The 18391-nt window shown below is 70.7% G+C and carries 15 protein-coding genes and 1 pseudogene; 12 read left to right on the forward strand and 4 right to left on the reverse strand.

Going from position 1 to position 18391, the window contains the following annotated elements; genetic code table 11:
• Window positions 1-24: 24 nt before the first annotated feature.
• Window positions 25-807, reverse strand: a complete 783-nt coding sequence (gene mazG, locus ACIDOCELLA78_RS000000109065; RefSeq protein WP_201729308.1) for a nucleoside triphosphate pyrophosphohydrolase — start codon at window positions 805-807, stop codon at window positions 25-27.
• A 99-nt stretch (window positions 808-906) separates the two neighbouring features.
• On the opposite strand from mazG, the gene msrP reads away from it, so the two are divergent.
• Window positions 907-1905 carry a protein-methionine-sulfoxide reductase catalytic subunit MsrP gene (gene msrP / locus ACIDOCELLA78_RS000000109070; protein WP_201729309.1) on the forward strand — a complete coding sequence of 333 codons (999 nt, stop codon included), beginning with the start codon at window positions 907-909 and terminating at the stop codon, window positions 1903-1905.
• On the opposite strand, the gene ACIDOCELLA78_RS000000109075 is transcribed toward msrP, so the two are convergent.
• Together ACIDOCELLA78_RS000000109075 and recG are read right to left on the reverse strand one after the other, a co-directional pair.
• Entirely contained in the window at window positions 1898-2335 is a 438-nt protein-coding gene (locus tag ACIDOCELLA78_RS000000109075) for an NUDIX hydrolase (RefSeq protein WP_201729310.1), read from the reverse strand. The genes msrP and ACIDOCELLA78_RS000000109075 overlap by 8 nt on opposite strands.
• Window positions 2332-4395, reverse strand: a complete 2064-nt coding sequence (recG, locus tag ACIDOCELLA78_RS000000109080; RefSeq protein WP_201729311.1) for an ATP-dependent DNA helicase RecG — start codon at window positions 4393-4395, stop codon at window positions 2332-2334. Before recG ends, ACIDOCELLA78_RS000000109075 begins: the two co-directional genes overlap by 4 nt.
• Window positions 4396-4437: 42 nt before the next feature.
• Between recG and ACIDOCELLA78_RS000000109085 the strand changes: the two genes are divergently transcribed.
• From ACIDOCELLA78_RS000000109085 to ACIDOCELLA78_RS000000109100, 4 genes and pseudogenes are all read left to right on the forward strand, one after another.
• Window positions 4438-4746, forward strand: coding sequence for a succinate dehydrogenase assembly factor 2 (locus ACIDOCELLA78_RS000000109085; RefSeq protein WP_201729312.1), 309 nt, complete (start codon window positions 4438-4440; stop codon window positions 4744-4746).
• Window positions 4743-8176: pseudogene (mfd, locus tag ACIDOCELLA78_RS000000109090) on the forward strand (transcription-repair coupling factor). Before ACIDOCELLA78_RS000000109085 ends, mfd begins: the two are co-directional and overlap by 4 nt.
• A gap of 213 nt (window positions 8177-8389) precedes the next feature.
• A complete protein-coding gene (locus ACIDOCELLA78_RS000000109095) occupies window positions 8390-8806 on the forward strand; it encodes a DUF4168 domain-containing protein (protein WP_201729313.1) in 417 nt (138 codons plus the stop codon).
• A 281-nt stretch (window positions 8807-9087) separates the two neighbouring features.
• A complete protein-coding gene (locus ACIDOCELLA78_RS000000109100; protein WP_201729314.1) occupies window positions 9088-9978 on the forward strand; it encodes an N-formylglutamate amidohydrolase in 891 nt (296 codons plus the stop codon).
• Window positions 9979-9988: 10 nt separating this feature from the next.
• Here ACIDOCELLA78_RS000000109100 and ACIDOCELLA78_RS000000109105 read toward each other — a convergent pair whose 3' ends face one another.
• Window positions 9989-11956 carry a sigma-54-dependent Fis family transcriptional regulator gene (locus ACIDOCELLA78_RS000000109105; protein WP_201729315.1) on the reverse strand — a complete coding sequence of 656 codons (1968 nt, stop codon included), beginning with the start codon at window positions 11954-11956 and terminating at the stop codon, window positions 9989-9991.
• Window positions 11957-12241: 285 nt separating this feature from the next.
• Between ACIDOCELLA78_RS000000109105 and adh the strand changes: the two genes are divergently transcribed.
• The 7 genes from adh (at window position 12242) to ACIDOCELLA78_RS000000109140 (ending at window position 18380) form a co-directional block, all read left to right on the forward strand.
• Window positions 12242-13774 (forward strand): aldehyde dehydrogenase, encoded by a 1533-nt coding sequence (gene adh / locus ACIDOCELLA78_RS000000109110; RefSeq protein ID WP_201729316.1) that lies wholly within the window; start codon window positions 12242-12244, stop codon window positions 13772-13774.
• A 2-nt stretch (window positions 13775-13776) separates the two neighbouring features.
• Entirely contained in the window at window positions 13777-14172 is a 396-nt protein-coding gene (locus tag ACIDOCELLA78_RS000000109115) for a DUF779 domain-containing protein (protein WP_201729317.1), read from the forward strand.
• 62 nt (window positions 14173-14234) lie between these two features.
• Window positions 14235-15947 (forward strand): methanol/ethanol family PQQ-dependent dehydrogenase, encoded by a 1713-nt coding sequence (locus ACIDOCELLA78_RS000000109120; protein ID WP_201729318.1) that lies wholly within the window; start codon window positions 14235-14237, stop codon window positions 15945-15947.
• A gap of 166 nt (window positions 15948-16113) precedes the next feature.
• The gene (locus ACIDOCELLA78_RS000000109125; protein ID WP_249676330.1) at window positions 16114-16836 is read left to right on the forward strand and encodes an ABC transporter substrate-binding protein; all 723 of its coding nucleotides are present in this window, start codon (window positions 16114-16116) and stop codon (window positions 16834-16836) included.
• Window positions 16837-16863: 27 nt separating this feature from the next.
• Window positions 16864-17304 carry a c-type cytochrome gene (locus ACIDOCELLA78_RS000000109130; RefSeq protein ID WP_201729320.1) on the forward strand — a complete coding sequence of 147 codons (441 nt, stop codon included), beginning with the start codon at window positions 16864-16866 and terminating at the stop codon, window positions 17302-17304.
• Between the two features lie 315 nt (window positions 17305-17619).
• Window positions 17620-18273, forward strand: coding sequence for a hypothetical protein (locus ACIDOCELLA78_RS000000109135; RefSeq protein ID WP_249676333.1), 654 nt, complete (start codon window positions 17620-17622; stop codon window positions 18271-18273).
• Entirely contained in the window at window positions 18213-18380 is a 168-nt protein-coding gene (locus tag ACIDOCELLA78_RS000000109140; protein ID WP_249676338.1) for a response regulator transcription factor, read from the forward strand. The genes ACIDOCELLA78_RS000000109135 and ACIDOCELLA78_RS000000109140 overlap by 61 nt, the downstream gene beginning before the upstream one ends.
• Window positions 18381-18391 lie beyond the last annotated feature (11 nt).

The following is an 18391-nucleotide window of genomic DNA, read 5'->3' on the forward strand; positions in this document are numbered from 1 at the left end:
TCCTTTCGGATCGGGTTTCGTGCTCTAGCCCTCCCGCTTCACCGCCTGCCAGAGCGCCTCCATCTCGGCGAGCCCGGCCGCCTCCGGCGTCGTCCCGGCGGCAGCGAGCCGCGCCTCCACCGCGCGGAACCGGCGCTCGAACTTCGCGTTCGCCCGCGCCAGCGCCTGCTCGCCATCGCAGCCGAGCTTGCGGGCGAGATTGACCATCACGAAGAACATGTCGCCCAGCTCGTCCTCGATCCGCGCCGGGTCCGCCCCCGCCAGCTCGGCGCGCAGCTCCGCCGTCTCCTCGTCGAGCTTGTCGAGCACCGAATCGGCATCCGGCCAGTCGAAGCCGACCCGCGCCGCCCGCCCCGCGAGCTTGCGCGCCCGCATCAGCGCCGGCAGCGTGGTGGCGATGCCATCCAGCACGCCGCTCTCCGCCCGCGCCGCCCGCTCGCGCGCCTTGTCCGCCTCCCAGGCCCGCGTCTGCGCCGCCTGATCCCGCGCCTCGGCATCGCCGAACACATGCGGATGCCGGCGGATCATCTTGTCGGCAATCCCGGCGGCGACCTCGTCGAAGCCGAACCAGCCGCGCTCCTCCGCCATCCGCGCGTGATAGACCACCTGGAACAACAGGTCGCCCAGCTCGTCGCGCAGCGCGGCCGCGTCGCCTTTTCCGATCGCGTCCGCAACCTCATAGGCCTCCTCGACCGTATAGGGGGCAATGGTGGCGAAATCCTGCTCGCGATCCCACGGGCATCCGGTCTCCGGATGCCGCAGTGCGGCCATGACGGCGATGAGGCGGTCGATCGGTCTGTCGGTCATGCGGTCCCGAAGCTGTGATGGGTGATCCCGCCGCGGTCACGGCGGGTTGATGAATGGCCTTCGCGCACCAGAGTAATCTATCGCCCGAGGAGAACAACCATGCACGTCATCCGCACACCGGACTGGTCCCTGCCCGAGCGGGATGCAACACCCCCGCATCTCGCGCTCAACCGCCGCGCCGCCCTCGCCACGCTGGGCGGCGCCATGCTCGGCTTCGGCCAGATCGGCGCCGCGCTGGCCGACGCCAAACCGGGCGATCCTCTCAACATCGCGCTCGCCGACGCCAAACCGGGCGATCGCATTGCCGACTATCCGCCCTCCGCCGCCCGGTTCGACCCCGCGCGCGGCCTCACCCCCCGCCACAACACCGAAACCTACAACAATTTCTACGAATTCGGCCTGCACAAGGACATCTGGCGCAAGGCCCAGAAACTCCCCACCGAACCCTGGACCATCCGGATCGACGGCATGGTCGAAAAACCCTTCACCCTCTCCTTCGACGACCTGATGAAGAAGGTCAGCACCGAAACCCGCATCTACCGCCATCGCTGTGTCGAGGCCTGGTCCCTCGTCGTCCCCTGGGAGGGCTTTCCGCTTGCCGAGCTGGTGAAACTGGCGAAGCCGCTCTCGGGCGCGAAATATCTCCGCTTCACCTCGCTCGCCGACCCGAAGGTGATGCCGGGCCTGTCGATTCCCTTCTTCCCCTGGCCCTATCACGAGGGCCTGACCATGGCGGAGGCGATGAACGAGCTCGCCTTCGTCGGCACCGGCATGTACGGCGCGAAAATGCCAAAGCAGGACGGCGCGCCGATCCGCGTCGTGCTGCCCTGGAAATACGGCTTCAAATCGGCGAAATCCCTCGTCCGCATCGAGTTCCTCAAGGACCAGCCGGTGACCTTCTGGGAAAAGACCAGCCCGGACATGTACGGCTTCTGGGCCAATGTGAACCCGAACTACCCCACCCTGCGCTGGAGCCAGGCGCGCGAGCGCGTCATCGGCACCGGCGAGGTGGTGCCGACGCAAATCTACAACGGCTACGGCAAATGGGTGGCCCCGCTCTATGCCGGCATGAAGCAGGACCGCAAACTCTTCATGTAGCAACGCCGAGCAGCCGGCGGGCGATGCCGATCACCCGCCGCGCCTCGCTCCACAATTCGTAGCGGTCGAATTCCGCCGCCCTGGCCCAGGCGATGTCGGTCACGTCATCCCCCGCCACCGCCTCGCCACCCTGATACAGACCGGCGAAATCGAGAATGGTGTAATGGAACTCGATGCGCTGCGCCGCGTCGCGATGGATCGAGTCGACATGCGCCGCCAGAATCAGCGCCCCGACTTCGAGCCCGGTCTCCTCGCGCAATTCCCGCCGCGCCGCCGCCTCCGCCGTCTCGCCCAGCTCCTGCCCGCCCCCCGGCAGGCTCCACGCCCCCAGCGCCGGCTTGCGGCCGCGGCGGATCAGCAGCACCTCCTCGCCGCGCAGCAGCACCACCCCGATGCCGACGCGCGGCGCCTCCGGATAGGCCCGGCTCATCCGGCCACCAGCGCGCGGATCGCGCGGTCCTGCCCGAACAGGTGCAGCAGCACCCGCGCCGCCCGCCCGCGCCTGGTTTCGAGCTGCGGGTCGGTATCGAGCAGCAATGTCGCGTCCTTCTGCGCCATCGGAATCAGGTCCTCGTCGCGTTCCGCGTCCGCCAGCCGGTAGCCGGGCAGGCCGGACTGTTTCGCCCCCAATATGTCACCGCCGCCGCGCAGCCGGAAATCCTCGTCGGCGATGCGAAACCCGTCCTCCGTCTCCCGCAGGATCGCCAGCCGCCGCCGCGCCGCCTGGCTCAGCTCGTCGCCGTGCAGCAGCAGGCAGAAACTCGCCGCCGCCCCACGCCCCACCCGCCCGCGCAGCTGGTGCAGCTGCGCCAGCCCGAACCGGTCCGCATGCTCGATCACCATCACATTCGCCTCCGGCACGTCCACCCCCACCTCGATCACCGTGGTCGACACCAGGATATCCGCCTCGCCGCGGGCGAAGCGCTCCAGCGCCGCCGCCCGAATCTCGATCGGCTGGCGCCCATGCGCCAGCACCACCCGCGCGCCGAACCGCTCTGCGAGTGCCGCGAACCGCGCCTCGGCGGCGGCGATGTCCATCGCCTCGCTCTCGGCGACCAGCGGGCACACCCAATACACCCGCCCGCCCTGGCGGATCATCCGCGCCACCGCGGCGACGATCTCCTCCATCCGCCCCGTCGGGTGCAGCGTGGTGCGGATCGGCTGCCGCCCCGCCGGCTTGGCGAGAATCCGGCTCACGCTCATCTCCCCCCAATGCGAGAGCAGCAGCGTGCGCGGAATCGGCGTCGCCGTCATCACCAGCATGTCCGTCGCCCGCCCCTTGGCGCCGAGCGCGAAGCGCTGCCCGACGCCGAACCGGTGCTGCTCGTCGATCACCGCGAGGCCAAGATCGTGGAACGCGACGCTCTTCTGGAAAATCGCATGGGTGCCGACCACGATCGGGATCGACCCGTCGGCGAGCCCTTCCAGCACGCGCCGCCGCTCTGCGGCCTTGAGCGAGCCGGTCAGCAGCGCGACCGGCACCGGGCAGAGTTTTTCCAGTGTCGCGAGATGCTGGCGCGCCAGCAATTCGGTGGGGGCGAGCAGCGCGGCCTGCGCCCCGGCCTCGACCACGCGCAGCATCGCCAGCGTCGCCACCAGCGTCTTCCCCGCGCCGACATCGCCCTGCAACAGCCGCAGCATCCGGTGCGGTGAAGCGAGATCGGCGTCGATCTCGGCGAGCGCCTCGTCCTGTGCCGCGGTCGGCGCGAAGCCGAACCGCGCCAGCGCCGCCGCCCGCAGCCTTCCATCGCCGGCAAAGGCGCGCCCCTTCCGCCGCCGCCGCCGCGCGCGGATCAGCGCGAAGGCGAGCTGCCGCGCCAGCAACTCGTCATAGGCCAGCCGCCGCGCCGGGCCATCGCCGGGCATCGCGGCCGGCGCGTGCAGCGCCCGCAGCGCCGCGGCAAAGCCCGGCCAGCCCCGCTTTTGCAGCACGGAGGGCAACAGCCATTCCGGCAGCTCCGGCAGCCGGGCGAGCGCGCCTTCGACCGCCCGCGCCATCACCCGCGCCGAAAGCCCCGCCGTCAGCCCCCGCACCGGCTCGATCGCCGGCAGGCTCGCCGCCTGCGCCGCCGCCAGCACGTAATCGGGATGGGGCAGGGTAGGGCGGTCGGCGAACCGCTCGACCTTGCCCGACAGCAGCAGCTTCGCCCCCAGCGGAAACTGCCGCAGCCGCCCGGGGTGGAACAGCACCACCTCGCCGAAGCCGCTGGCGTCGCGAATCACCACCCGGTGCGGCTGCCCTTGCCGCGCCGGCGCCTCGTGCCGCACCACCTCGACCATCACCGTCGCGACCATCCCCGGCTCCGCCTCCGCCAGCGTCGAATGCCGCGATCGGTCGATGAAATGCAGCGGCAGATGAAACAGCACGTCGCCAACGCTCGGCCCGCCCACGGCGCGCGCGATCAGCGCCGCGAGCTTCGGGCCGATTCCCGGCAGGCTGGCAAGCTCGGCCCGCAACGGCGCCAGCGACTCGGAGATGTTGGTGGTCACGGGCTGACAGTGGCGGAGCACTCCACTATATCGCAACCCATCATGACCGAAGTATCGACCGAGGCGCTGGCACAGCGCCGCCGCCGGCTGCTCTACCGGGCCACCCATCGCGGCACGTATGAAAACGACCTGATGATCGGCGGCTTCGCCCGCAAATATATCGGGTCGATGGACGATGACGCGCTCGACGCGCTGGAGGCGGTGATGGAACACCCCGACGCCGAGCTGGCGGACTGGCTGACCGGCCGCAAGCCGGTCCCGGCCGAGGCCGAGTCGGACATGCTCCGCCGCATCCGCGACGAGGCGGCGGAGATCGCCCAGGGCGAGTTCGGCGCCAAGCGCGGGCGATGAGCCTGCTTCCCGTCTACGGCGCGCCGGAAGGGTTCGACGCCGACCTGATCGCCCGCCGCGCCGCCGAGGCCGGCACGGTGCTGCACATCGCGCGCGACGATGCCCGCCTCGCCCGGCTGGAGGACGCGCTCGCCTTCTTCGCCCCCGCCGCCGAAATCATCCGCTTCCCCGCCTGGGACTGCCTGCCCTACGACCGCGTCTCGCCCAACCCGGCCATCGTCTCCGATCGCGTCGCCGCGCTGGCCCGGCTGCTGGAGCCGGCCAAGGGCACCCGCATCGTGCTGACCACGGTGAACGCCGCACTCCAGCGCACCCCGCCGCGCGCCCGCTTCGCCGGCGCCAGCCGCACCATCGCCCCCGGCGGCGCCGCCGCCCCGGACGATCTCGCCCGCTTCCTCGAACAGCGCGGCTATCACCGCGTCGGCACCGTGATGGAGCCCGGCGATTTCGCCGTGCGCGGCGGCATTTTCGACGTCTGGCCCGCCGGCGAGCCATCCCCCGCCCGCATCGACCTGTTCGGCGACACGGTGGACACGCTCCGTCGCTTCGATCCCGGCACCCAGCGCAGCGGCGAGGCGCTGGCGCAGCTCACCTTCCGCCCCGCCACCGAACTGCCGCTCGATGCCGAGGCGGTCAGCCGCTTCCGCACCGGCTTTCGCGAGATGTTCGGCGCCGAGGCGCAGGCCGACCCGCTCTACGAGGCCGTCTCCGAGGGCCGCCGCCAGCCCGGCATGGAGCATTTCGCCCCGCTCTTCTGCGAGACGATGGAAACCGTGTTCGACTATGCGCCCGGTGCCGCCATCAGCCTCGACCACCAGGCCGAGGAGGCCGCCGCCGCCCGCTTCGAGATGATCGCCGATCATTACGAAGCCCGCCGCGCCCCGCCCCGCGCCGGCGAGGCGCCCTACCGGCCGATTCCGCCCGCCAGCCTCTATCTCGACCGCGCCGGCCTCGATACGCTGCTCCGCGCCCGCGGGGCCACGGTGTTCTCCCCCTTCGCCCGGCCCGACGGGGCCGAGGGTGTCGAAGCCGGCGGCCGTCCCGGCGCCATCCTCGCTTCCGCCCAGGGCATCGCCTCGGTCTATGACGAATTCCGCCTGCTCGCCGCCCGCTGGCGCGAGGCCGGGCGCCGCGTCGTCCTCGCCGCCTGGTCCGCCGGCTCGCGCGACCGTCTCGCCGCCCTGCTGCGCGACCACGGCATGCGGTCGATCCCGATCGACAACGCCGCCGAGGCCCGCATCGCCCAGGGCGACGCCGTGCTGCTCGCCGTTCTCGGCCTCGAACGCGGCTATGTCGCCGACGATCTCGCCATCGTCGCCGAGCAGGACCTGCTCGGCCAGCGCATCGCCCGCCCGCCGCGCCGCCGCCAGCGCGCCGACCAGTTCATCGCCGACGCCACCGAAATCGCCGAGGGCGATCTCGTCGTCCATCAGGATCACGGCATCGGCCGCTACGATGGTCTGGTGACGCTGAGCGTCGAGGGCGCGCCGCATGACTGCCTGCGCATCCTCTACGATGGCGACCAGAAGCTCTTCCTGCCGGTCGAGAACATCGACATGCTCTCCCGCTTCGGCAGCGAGACCGCCGGCGTCGGGCTCGACCGCCTGGGCGGCGCCTCCTGGCAGGCGCGCAAGGCCAAGGCCCGCAACCGCATCCGCGACATGGCGGCCGGCCTCATCCGCATCGCCGCCGAGCGCAAGCTGCACGACGCCGCGATCCTCGCCGCCGACGATGGCGCCTTCGCCGAATTCTGCGCCCGCTTCCCCTACACCGAAACCGAGGACCAGGCCCGCGCCATCGCCGACGTCATGGAAGATCTCGCCGCCGGCAAGCCGATGGACCGCCTGGTCTGCGGCGATGTCGGCTTCGGCAAGACCGAGGTCGCTCTCCGCGCCGCCTTCATCGCCGCGATGTCCGGCGCCCAGGTCGCCGTGGTGGTGCCCACCACGCTGCTCGCCCGCCAGCACTACCGCCTGTTCTCCGAGCGTTTCGCCGGCCTGCCCATCCGCGTCGAGCAGCTCTCCCGCCTCGTCTCCGCCAAGGACACCGCGAAGGTGAAGGCCGGCCTCGCCGACGGCACGGTGAACATCGTCGTCGGCACCCACGCGCTGCTCTCCAAAACCATCGCCTTCGCCGATCTCGCCCTCCTCATCGTCGACGAGGAGCAGCATTTCGGCGTCGCCCACAAGGAACGGCTCAAGCAGCTCAAGGCGGACATCCACGTCCTCACCCTGACCGCGACGCCGATCCCCCGCACCCTCCAGCTCGCGCTCACCGGCGTGCGCGACCTCTCGCTGATCACCACCCCGCCGGTCGACCGCCTCGCCGTGCGCACCTTCATCATGCCGTGGGACAAGCTGGTGATCCGCGAGGCCATCGCCCGCGAGCGCTTCCGCGGCGGGCAGATCTTCTGCGTCGTCCCGCATATCGAGGATATCGACCGGATGCGCGAGCGCCTGGCCGAGATCGCGCCGGACCTGCGCACCGCCACCGCCCATGGCCGCCTGCCGCCCACCGAGATCGAGCGGGTGATGACCGAGTTCAGCGAGGGCAAGCACGACGTCCTGCTCGCCACCAACATCGTCGAATCCGGGCTCGACATGCCGGCGGTGAACACCATCCTGATCTGGCGCGCCGATCTCTTCGGCCTCGGCCAGCTCTACCAGCTGCGCGGCCGCGTCGGCCGCGGCAAGCAGCGCGGCTACGCCTATCTCACCTGGCCCGCCGCGCACACGCTCGCCGCCTCCTCGCAGAAACGCCTCGAAGTGATGCAGACGCTCGATACCCTCGGCGCCGGCTTCACCCTCGCCTCGCACGATCTCGACCTGCGCGGCGCCGGCAACCTGCTGGGCGACGAGCAGTCCGGCCATATCCGCGAGGTCGGCATCGAGCTTTATCAGCAGATGCTGGAGGATGCGGTGGCCGAGCTGCGGGCTGCCGGCGGCGGCGAATCGCGCGAGGCCGCGCGGGACTGGACGCCGAATATCAGCCTCGGCCTGCCCGTCCTCATCCCCGAGCCTATGTCGCCGACCTGCCGGTCCGCCTCGGCCTCTACCGCCGCATCGGCGGGCTCGCGACCGACGCCGAGAGCGAGGCGCTCGCCGCCGAACTGGTCGACCGCTTCGGCCCGATGCCCGAGGAGGTGGAAAACCTGCTCGCCACCGTGGCGCTCAAGCGCGCCTGCCGCGCCGTCGGCGTCGAGAAGCTGGAGGCCGGGCCGAAGGGCATGGTCGTCGCCTTCCGCGGCAACGAATTCGCCAATCCCGGCGGCCTCGTCTCCTGGCTCGCCACCCGCGCCGGCCTGCTCCGCCTGCGCCCGGACCACAAGCTGGTCATGGTCCGCGAGATGGACGTGAAGGCCCGCCTCGCCGCCGCGCGGGACATCGTGGCCAATCTCCAGCGGATTCTCGACCAGTCGAAAGCCGCATGATCCGGCGGCGTAACTAAACAAATCGAAACTTGTCCCGGCGGCCCCGGTCCTCATCTTTGCGTGAGGAAGGCGGCCGCTCCTCGGCCGCCCCGGTCCACGGCCGCGCGGCGGCCGTGCGGCCCGCCGCCGCCGCGCGGCCGTGAAGTTCGCTGCCGCGCGCCGGAAGCTGCTCTCACTGCCCGACCGCGGCGGACACTCCACGGAGGATCTGCCATGACAGACCAAACCCTTTTCCGCGCCGGCGCCGTCGCCCTGTTCGCCGCCGCCCTCGGGGCATCCCCCGCTTTCGCCGCGACCGCGCCGCAAAGCGCCCCCACCCCGATGCCGGCGCCCACCACCGGCTCGATGCAAGCCGCCCCCGCCGCCTCGCCGCAAACCGTCGCCAAGGCCGGCAAGGCGCTGCACCAGGTGCTCGACATCAATCACACCTATGGCGCGAAACTCGCCCAAACCACCGATCCCGCCGGCAAGCAGCGCCTGATCGCCGCCGCGAAGGACAAGGCGAGCGCCGCGATCACCGCGCAGGGCCTTACGGTACGGCAATACGACCAGGTGCTGGCCGAGGCCCGGCAGAACCCGGCTTTGCGCGCCCGGCTCTTCGCCGCAGCCGGACTCTCCCCCCAGAAATGACCGCCTGACGCCCTGATCGCCGCGCCCGCGCCGCTGGAAGCTGGCGCCGGCCCGGCGGTCGCCGGCGCCGCTTGATCTGCGCCGGTCCGGCGGTCGCCGGCGCCGCTTGATCTGCGCCGGCCCGGCGGTCGCCGGCGCCGCTTGATCTGCGCCGGCCCGGCGGTCGCCGGCGCCGCTTGATCTGCATCGGCCCGGCGGTCGCCGGCGCTGCTTGATCTGCATCGGCCCGGCGGTCGCCGCGTCATTGACCGCGCGCCGCCGCATCGGCTTTATGATCCGTCATGGATCTGGCTTCCCCGCGCTCCGAACCCGCCGCCGCCCGCGCCGATGCGGACCCCGGCCCCTGCATCCTCACCCGCCCGCCGCGCCAGACAGCCCCGCTCGTCATCGCCTCGCCGCATTCCGGCCGCGCCTATGCGCCCGATTTCCTCGCCCTCTCCCGGCTCGATTCCCGCGCCCTGCGCAAGAGCGAGGACTGCTTTGTCGACGAGCTGTGCGCCGGCGCCCCCGGCCTCGGCCTGCCGCTGCTCGCCGCCCGCTTCCCCCGCGCCTGGTGCGACGTCAATCGCGAGCCCTGGGAGCTCGACCCGGCGATGTTCGCGGATAAGCTGCCGCCCTATGTCAACGTGGCCAGCCCCCGCGTCGCCGCCGGCCTCGGCACCATCGCCCGCGTCGTCGCCTCCGGCGAGCCGATCTACCGCGGCAAGCTCCGCTTCGCCGAGGCGGTGGCGCGGATCGAAGCCTGCTGGCGCCCCTATCACGCCGCCCTTGCCGGGCTGATCGCCGAAACCCGCGCCGCCTTCGGCGCCTGCCTCCTGCTCGACATCCATTCGATGCCGCGCCTGCCCGGCATCGCCCACGGCCACGGGCCTGACATCGTGGTGGGCGACCTGCACGGTGCCGCCTGCGCCCGGCCGATCGTGCAGCTGGTCGAACAGGCGCTGCGCGGCGAGGGCTTCATCCTCCGCCGCAACGATCCCTATGCCGGCGGCTATGTCACCCGCCACTATGGCCGCCCGCGCGAGCACGTCCATGTCGTGCAGATCGAGATCGCCCGCGCGCTCTACATGGACGAGGCGGAACTCCTCCGCGGCCCCGGCTTCGCGGCGCTGCAAGCGGGCCTCACCCGCCTGTTCGCAACCCTCGCCGCCGCCATCCCCGCCCTGCTGTAGGGCGTCGTCCTCAGCCCGTGGCGCGGATCTGCGCGAGCCGGCGATAGAGCGTGTTGCGGCTGATGCCGAGCCGCCGCGCCGCCCGGCTCATGTTCCCCTCCGCCGCCTCGATCGCGCGCAGGATCAGCTGGTCCGACCCCTCGCGCAGCGACGCCGCCCCGCCCGTCGCCATCCGGCCCGCCGCCATCATCGCGTCGGACCCGGCCCCATCCTGCCCGACCCCATCCTGTCCGCCCGCCGCGCCGCCGCGCAGCTCCTCGGCCACGTCGTCCGGCAGATGCTCCCAGCCGATCTCGCTCTCCTCCGGATCGCACATCGACTGGCCGATCCGCAGCACATTGGCGAGCTGGCGGATATTGCCCGGCCAGTGATAGGCGCCGAACGCCGCGCGCAGCGACGGTGCCAGCCGCCGCGCCCCGGCCTCGCCCTCGCCGCCGAGAATCCGCCCGATCAGCGCGTCGAGGTCGGCGCGCTGGCGCAGCGGCGGCAGGGTGATGCCGAGCCCGTTGATCCGGTAGAACAGGTCGGCGCGGAACCGCCCCTCGGCCACCGCCCGCCGCAGGTCGCGGTTGGTGGCGCAGAGCAGCGCGAAATCCACCGCCACCGGCTTGCCGCCCAGCGGCGTCACCACCCGCTCCTCCAGCACCCGCAGCAGCCGCGTCTGCATCGCCAGCGGCATGTCGCCGATCTCGTCGAGGAACAGCACGCCCCCCGCCGCCTCGCGGATGCGCCCCGGCGCGCCCTCGCGCCGCGCCCCGGTAAAGGCGCCGGGCCCGTAGCCGAACAGCTCCGCCTCGATCATCGTCTCCGGCAGCGCCGCGCAGTTGACGGCGACGAACGGCCCGCCCCGCCGCGGCCCCGAGGCGTGGATCGCCCTTGCCATCACGTCCTTGCCCACCCCGGTCTCGCCATGGATCAGGATCGGGATCGCCCGCCCCAGCGCCCGCCGCGCCTGGCCGATCGCCCGCGCCACCAGCGCATCGCCGGTCTCCAGTGCGGCCAGCGCGTCGCTCGGCCAGATCGTCGCCGCCCGCGGCGCCCGCGGCGCGCGCGGCATGTCGATGCGCAGGAACAGCCGCCGCCCGTCCGGCCCGCGCAGCTCCACCGGCTCGCCGCCGCCGCGCCGCTCGCGCGCCAGCAGCGCCTCCAGCGTGTCGTGAAAGAACGCGCTCACCGGCGCCGCCCCCAGATCCTTCCGCCGCAGCCCCAGCATCTCCATCGCCACGCCGTTCGCCCCGCGCAGCGTGCCGTCGCCGCCCAGCGCCACCGCCGCCTCGCCCGGCGTGCCGATCCCCTGCCGCGCCGTGTGAAACCGCAGCTTGATGTCACGCAGATGTGACATCTCGAACATCCTGGTCTCGATCATCTGCGCCGCCGCCCGCACCAGGCCGAACGTGTGCGGATGATACACCCGCTGGTCGCAGGAAATGTCGATCACGCCGAGCAGCTCGCCGGTCGAGGCGATCAGCGGCGAGGCGGCGCAGGCGAGAAAATTGTTCCGCTCCAGGAAATGCTCCGCGCCGTGAACGACGACCGGCGCCGCCTCGATCAGCGCGGTGCCCACCGCGTTGGTCCCCCGGTCCGCTTCCGCCCAGCTCGCCCCCGGCAGCAGCGCCACCTTCGCCGCCCGCCCGGTGAAGCTCGCATCGCCCACCGCGTCCAGCAGGAACCCGTCCGGGCCCGACAGCAGCACGACGCAGCCGGAATCCCTGATCTGCCCGTAGAGATAGTCGATGATCGGCCGCGCCCGCAGTGCGAGGTCGGAAACCCGCTCGCGCGCCTCGCGCAGCTCCACCCCGTCCAGATGCGGCGCCTCCCGCGCGCCGAGATCCGGCGCCAGCCCGGCGCTGACGCAGCGCTGCCACGAGCGCGCCAGCAGCGCGTTCGGCGCCGCCCCGTCCAGCCCGGCGCAGAGCCGCTCCTTGCCGGCCCGCAACCGCGCCGGCCTGTCCTCGTGTTGTGCGGAATGATGGTCCATCGGCGGCGTCCGTCCTGCGTTTCCTCGCTCGCGCGGCCTTTTCGCGGCCGCGTCATGTTTGCCTGACACTAGGCCCGGCGTCCCGGCGGCGCAACGGAACAATGCGACACGTCCCGTTTTGGGACAGTGTCCCCGATCGGGACGTCCCGCCGCCCCGGCATCGCCGCTCCCGGCCGCCAAACCCCCGCGCCGCGCCATGTCGCGGCTTTGGCACGGCATTTGCTCATCATCCTGCGAAACAATCGGCGCGGCCCGTCCCGAGGCCGCCAGAAGGAGGACCAGACCATGCCCGACGGCGCCATCCGTCCCTCGCCCGGAACCGCTCCCGGCGGCTTCGCCTTCAAGCCCCGCTACGACAATTTCATCGGCGGCCGCTTCACAGCCCCGCTCGACGGGCGCTACTTCGCCAACGTCACCCCGGTGACCGGCCACCCCTTCACCGAGGTCGCCCGCTCCGGCGAGGCGGACATCAACCTCGCCCTCGACGCCGCCCACGCCGCCGCCGATGCCTGGGGCCGCACTGCCCCGGCCGAGCGCGCGCTGATGCTCAACCGCATCGCCGACCGGATGGAGGAAAATCTCGCCCTCCTCGCCTATGTCGAGACGATCGACAACGGCAAGCCGATCCGCGAGACCACCGCGGCCGACATCCCGCTCGCCATCGACCATTTCCGCTATTTCGCCGGCTGCATCCGCGCCCAGGAAGGCTCGCTCTCGGAAATCGACCACAACACCGTGGCCTATCACTTCCACGAGCCGCTCGGCGTCGTCGGCCAGATCATCCCCTGGAACTTCCCGATCCTGATGGCGGTCTGGAAGCTCGCCCCGGCGCTGGCGGCGGGCAACTGCGTCGTCCTCAAGCCCGCCGAGCAGACCCCGGTGAGCATCCTCGTCCTCGTCGAGCTGATCGCCGACCTGCTGCCCCCCGGCGTGCTCAACGTGGTCAACGGCTTCGGTCTCGAAGCCGGCAAGCCGCTCGCCTCCTCGCCGCGAATCGCCAAGATCGCCTTCACCGGCGAGACCACGACCGGCCGGCTCATCATGCAATACGCCAGCCACAACCTCATCCCGGTCACGCTGGAACTCGGCGGCAAGTCGCCCAACATCTTCTTCGCCGACGTCGCCGCCGAGGATGACGACTTCCTCGACAAGGCGCTGGAAGGCTTCGCGATGTTCGCGCTGAACCAGGGCGAGGTCTGCACCTGCCCCTCGCGCGCGCTGATCCACGAAAGCCTCTACGACCGCTTCATGGAGCGCGCCGTCCCCCGCGTGCAGGCGATCCGCCAGGGCAGCCCGCTCGATGCGGCGACGATGGTCGGCGCCCAGGCCTCCAGCGAGCAGGTCGAGAAGATCCTCTCCTATCTCGACATCGGCCGCCAGGAAGGTGCCGAAGTGCTCACCGGCGGCGGCCGCGCCGCCCTCGGCGGCGAGCTGGCGGACGGGTTCTACATCCAGCCCACCATCTTCCGCGGCCACAACCGGATGCGGATCTTCCAGGAGGAAATCTTCGGCCCCGTCGTCTCCGTCACCACGTTCAAGGATGAGGACGAGGCCCTCGCCATCGCCAACGACACGCTCTACGGCCTCGGCGCCGGGGTGTGGACGCGCGATGCCAACCGCGCCTACCGCTTCGGCCGCAACATCAAGGCCGGCCGCGTCTGGACCAATTGCTACCACCTCTACCCGGCGCACGCGGCCTTCGGCGGCTACAAGCAGTCCGGCATCGGCCGCGAAACCCACCGGATGATGCTCGACCACTACCAGCAGACCAAGAACATGCTGGTCAGCTACGACCCGAAGAAGCTGGGCTTCTTCTGACCATGACAGGACCGGATCATCCCCCGCGCGTGATCGCGACGCCATCGGCCCTCGCGCTGATCGCCGAACTCACGGCGCGCCATGGCCCGGTCCTGTTCCACCAGTCGGGCGGCTGCTGCGACGGTTCGGCGCCGATGTGCTACCCGCAGGCGGATTTCGTCGTTTCCCCGGACGATATCTGCCTCGGGAGCATCGGCGGCGCGCCGTTCCATATCGGCGCGTCGCAGTTCGAGTACTGGCGTCACACCCAGCTCGTCATCGACGTCGTCGCCGGCATCGGCGGGATGTTCTCGCTCGACAACGGCACCGGGCTGCGCTTTCATGTGCGCTCGCGGCTGTTTCCGAACGAGGCCGCCGCGGCAAACGTCGCCGCCGCCGCCCGGGCTCCCCAAGCCTGACGGCGCGCAGAAGCGCCGCTCCTTCAACCCTCACAACACCAGAAACTCTTAGGGAGACCTTCATGAAGTCACGACTCGCCAGAACCGGAACCGCGCTGCTCGGCGCGCTCGCCGGCACGCTGCTCGCCGCCGGCGCCGCCGCGGCCCAGCCCGCCTATCCGAGCGTCACCCAGGCCCGGCTCGATGGCGCCTCCGCCTCCAATGGCTGGCTGATGTACAACCGCAGCTACGCCGGCGACGACTACGCGCCCTTCGCGCAGATCAACACGAAGAACGTCCACAACCTCAAGGCCGCCTGGTCGTCCGCGAAAATCGACATCCCCGACGGTTTCGAAGGCACGCCGATCGTCAATGGCGACTACATGTTCGCCACCACCCCGCTCGATCATCTCATCGCCTTCAACGCCAAGACCGGCCAGAAACTCTGGGAATACGACTACGATCTTCCCAAGGCCGCGCTGAAGACGATCTGCTGCGACACCAACAATCGCGGCGTCGCCGTCTATGGCAACGAAGTCTTCATGGGCACGCTGGACAATCACGTCCTCGCCTTCGATGCGAAAACCGGCAAGGTTCTGTGGAACGTCGCCCTCGAAAAGCCGGGTATCGGCTACTCGATCTCCGAGGCCCCGCTGGTCGTCGACGGTAAAGTGATCATCGGCGCCGGCGGCGGCGAATACGGCGCCCGCGGCTTCATCGTCGGGCTCGACGCACAGACCGGCAAGCTGCTCTGGAAAACCCACACCATCCCCTCGCCGACCGAGCCCGGCGGCAAGACCTGGCCGGCCGGCGCCTACAAGCATGGCGGCGGCAGCCCGTGGATGACCGGCACCTACGATCCGAAAACCAAGGAACTCTTCTGGGGTGTGGGCAATCCCGGCCCGTGGCTCGCCTCGATGCGCCCCGGCCACAACCTCTATTCCGACAGCGTCATCGCGATCGACCCCAACACCGGCGCGATCAAGTGGCACTACCAGTACACCCGCAACGACACCTGGGACTATGACGGTGTGAACACCGCCCAGCTCGCCGACATCACCGTCAAGGGCAAGCCCTACCACGCCCTGGTCGAGGCGAACCGCAACGGCTATTTCTACGCGATCAACCGCGAGACCGGAAAGCTGATCTACGCCGTGCCCTTCGTGCACGACACCTCGATCACCGGGATCAAGGATGGCCACGCCGTCAACAACCCGAAACTCCAGCCCGCGCTCGACAAGCAGATCTTCACCTGCCCGAGCTTCCTCGGCGGCAAGAACTGGTGGCCCGGCGCGGTCGATCCCGCGACCAACATGGCCTATGTCCCCACCCTGCACGCCTGCATGACGATGAAGGGCGCGCCGGTCAGCTACGCCGCGGGCCTGCCCTATCTCGGCGAAACCTTCGAGATGAAGCCCGACCCCGCCTCGCCGCACCACATGGGTTCGATCCAGGCGATCAACCTGTCCACCGGCAAGCAGGTCTGGCAGCACGCCACCAAGGAGCCGTGGGATGGCGGCGCGATGGCGACCTCCGGCGGCCTCGTCTTCTCCGGCACGACCGACGGTCACCTCTACGCCTTCAACGCGAAAACCGGAAAAATCCTCTGGAAGAGCCCCTATCTCGGCTCCGGCGTGATCGCCAATCCGATCTCCTACAAGGTCGACGGCAAGCAGTATGTCGCGGTCTGGTCGGGCTGGGGCGGCGTGTGGCCGCTGTGGTCGGGCAAGCTCGGCGCCTCGCTCGCCAAGGCGCCGCGCGGTGGCCAGCTCCACGTCTTCGCGCTCAATGGTTGATCGTCTGTCACCCCGGCCGCTTCGGCGGCCGGTTTTTCGCTCCGCCCTCCGGCCGCTCCTGCGGCCGGTTTTTCGCTCCGCCCTTCGGCCGCTCCTGCGGCCGGTTTTTCGCTCCGCCCTCTGGCCGCGTCAGCGGCCGGGTCATCTCCGCACGGCGCTGGCCGGCTTGCTGCTCGCGGCCGCCGGCATCGCCCCGGCGCTCGCCTCGTCCGGCCCCTCGGTCTGCATCGACCGCGCCAATCCCCTGCACGGGGTCGATCGCGCGCTCGCCGCCGCCATCGGCCGGATCGAGGGCGCCACCCCGCGAATCGTCTCCATCGACACGCGCGATGGCTCCGATGCGCTGAACGCGAAGAAGCCCCGCTTCTTTGCCGGGCTGGTCAAGCGCTGCGACCTGGTGATGGGTTTCCCGGTCGAGACCGGCCATCCGGTTCTGCCGCCCGGCGTCGCCGCCACCCGCCCCTATCTGCGCACCGGCTTCGTCATCGCCGGCGCAACCCCGCCGCCCGCTTTCTCCAGCCTGAAGCCGGGCACGCAGGTCGGCGTCGTCTATCTCACCGTGCCGACGACCTATTTCAGCGCGGGCCCCGGCGCCCGCCTCGCCGCGCACCAATATTCCACGCCCGCGAGCGTGCTCGCCGCCCTCGGCCGGCACGAGGTCGCCTACGCCCTGCTCTGGCAGCCGCTGCTCGAACAGGCGCTGGCGAAAAACCACATGCCGCTCCACCAGCGCGCCCTGCGCCAGCCGCACGCGAACTGGTCGGTCGTCGCCCTCCACGCGCCGACTCCCGCCGGCCGCGCCGTCGCGCACCGATTCGATGCGGCACTCGCCCGCCTCGCGAAAGCCGGCACCCTGGCCCGCCTGATCGCTCCCTACCACACGCCCTGACGCCTTCCGCTCGAAAGGACTGCCCCGATGCTCGAACGTCTCTCCCGCTCCCTGCGCCGCCCGCATGCGCGCCTGCTCGCCGGCCTCGTGGCCGCCACCGGCAGCGTCGCCATCGCCGCCGCGGCGCCGTTGCCCGCGCTCTACACCAAGGCCCAGGCCGCCGCCGGCCACGCCACCTTCGAAGCCCATTGCTCGATGTGCCACGGCGCCAACCTCCAGGGCATCAGCGGTCCCGCCCTGGTCGGCCAGGGCTTCGCCAGCGCCTCGAACAACTACACCGTCGCCGCGATCTTCGACGAACTGTCCCAGCAGATGCCCGCCGGCGCCCCCGGCAGCCTCTCGCACAAGGACTATGCCGACATCATGGCCTTCATCCTGAGCCGCAACGGCTACCCCGCCGGCGGCACGGCGCTCACCTACGCCGCCGCCGGCGCCTCGACTGCGAAGCTGGTCTCGCAGGTCAAGTAACCCACGCACCGCCCCGCCGCCCGCCCGGCGCGCCGGGCGGCGGCGCAATCCTTCACTTCGCCCAATCCTCCACTTGGAGCCTCATCCTTATCGGGTCACCCGCGGCGCTCCCGCCGCCCGCCACCCTCGCCGGACAGCCGCCGCCCCAATCCGCGCCGCGCGCGGCCGAGATGTCATCCTCTGTCACCAAGACTTACAATTTTTCATCCCATTACTGAAAATATTATTATATATTGATACGAGATCGAAAGATCGAAACATATTGATCATTCATGTGAATCATCTGGTTTCCGCAATCATCGAAGGTGAGCCGACATGCAACGGAATGACATGGAGCAGGAGCGCGGCGAGCAGCCGTTTGTCCCCTTTCTCGCGCGCGCGAACGAGCGGTCCCGGCCGCAACCCGTCCCGCTGCCGCGCCCCGTCGCCCGCGTGCGGGTCGGGCTTGTCGATTCGTCGCGGCTGACGCGTGAATGCCTCGCCGGCGCGCTCGGCGCGGCGGGCAACGATTTCGCGGTGCAGGGCTTCACCACCGCCGCCGAATGCATCGGCGCCGCCGGTGCCGGATATGACCTGCTGCTCTGCCACGCCCATGGCGAGGGCAGGGCGGCGATGCCGGTCCTCGCCGATATCGGCGCGCTTCATTCCGCCTGCCCCGAAACGCCGATCGTCGTGCTGCACGATTCCGCCGAACCGACCGATCCCTGTTTCGTCCGCCGCCTGTTCGGCGAGGGCGCGCAGGGCTTCGTCCCCACCAGCCGGATCGGCCTGCCGCTCGCCGCGGCGGCGCTGCGCTTCGTCCAGGCCGGCGGCCGGTTCGCCCCCGTCGAACTCCTGCTCGACGATGCGGCCGACCGTCCCCCGCCGCCCTCGACGACGATGATTTCCTCACCCCCCGCCAGCGCCTGGTGTTCTCCTATCTGCGCCGCGGCAAGGCCAACAAGATCATCGCCTACGAACTCGGCGTGAGCGAAAGCACGGTGAAGGTCCACATCAAGAACATCATGCGCAAGATCGGCGCGACCAACCGCACCGAGGCGGTCTACAAGGCGCAAACCGCCCTGTTGCGCGCCTGATCGCCCGACCC

This window comes from Acidocella sp. C78 (assembly GCF_907164655.1).

Bases quoted from the DNA above. Each gene is read 5' to 3' on its own strand.
- mazG (WP_201729308.1), bottom strand. From the start codon at position 807: ATGACCGACAGACCGATCGACCGCCTCATCGCCGTCATGGCCGCACTG.
- msrP (WP_201729309.1), top strand. From the start codon at position 907: ATGCACGTCATCCGCACACCGGACTGGTCCCTGCCCGAGCGGGATGCA.
- ACIDOCELLA78_RS000000109075 (WP_201729310.1), bottom strand. From the start codon at position 2,335: ATGAGCCGGGCCTATCCGGAGGCGCCGCGCGTCGGCATCGGGGTGGTG.
- ACIDOCELLA78_RS000000109085 (WP_201729312.1), top strand. From the start codon at position 4,438: ATGACCGAAGTATCGACCGAGGCGCTGGCACAGCGCCGCCGCCGGCTG.
- ACIDOCELLA78_RS000000109095 (WP_201729313.1), top strand. From the start codon at position 8,390: ATGACAGACCAAACCCTTTTCCGCGCCGGCGCCGTCGCCCTGTTCGCC.
- ACIDOCELLA78_RS000000109100 (WP_201729314.1), top strand. From the start codon at position 9,088: ATGGATCTGGCTTCCCCGCGCTCCGAACCCGCCGCCGCCCGCGCCGAT.
- ACIDOCELLA78_RS000000109105 (WP_201729315.1), bottom strand. From the start codon at position 11,956: ATGGACCATCATTCCGCACAACACGAGGACAGGCCGGCGCGGTTGCGG.
- adh (WP_201729316.1), top strand. From the start codon at position 12,242: ATGCCCGACGGCGCCATCCGTCCCTCGCCCGGAACCGCTCCCGGCGGC.
- ACIDOCELLA78_RS000000109115 (WP_201729317.1), top strand. From the start codon at position 13,777: ATGACAGGACCGGATCATCCCCCGCGCGTGATCGCGACGCCATCGGCC.
- ACIDOCELLA78_RS000000109120 (WP_201729318.1), top strand. From the start codon at position 14,235: ATGAAGTCACGACTCGCCAGAACCGGAACCGCGCTGCTCGGCGCGCTC.
- ACIDOCELLA78_RS000000109130 (WP_201729320.1), top strand. From the start codon at position 16,864: ATGCTCGAACGTCTCTCCCGCTCCCTGCGCCGCCCGCATGCGCGCCTG.
- ACIDOCELLA78_RS000000109135 (WP_249676333.1), top strand. From the start codon at position 17,620: ATGCAACGGAATGACATGGAGCAGGAGCGCGGCGAGCAGCCGTTTGTC.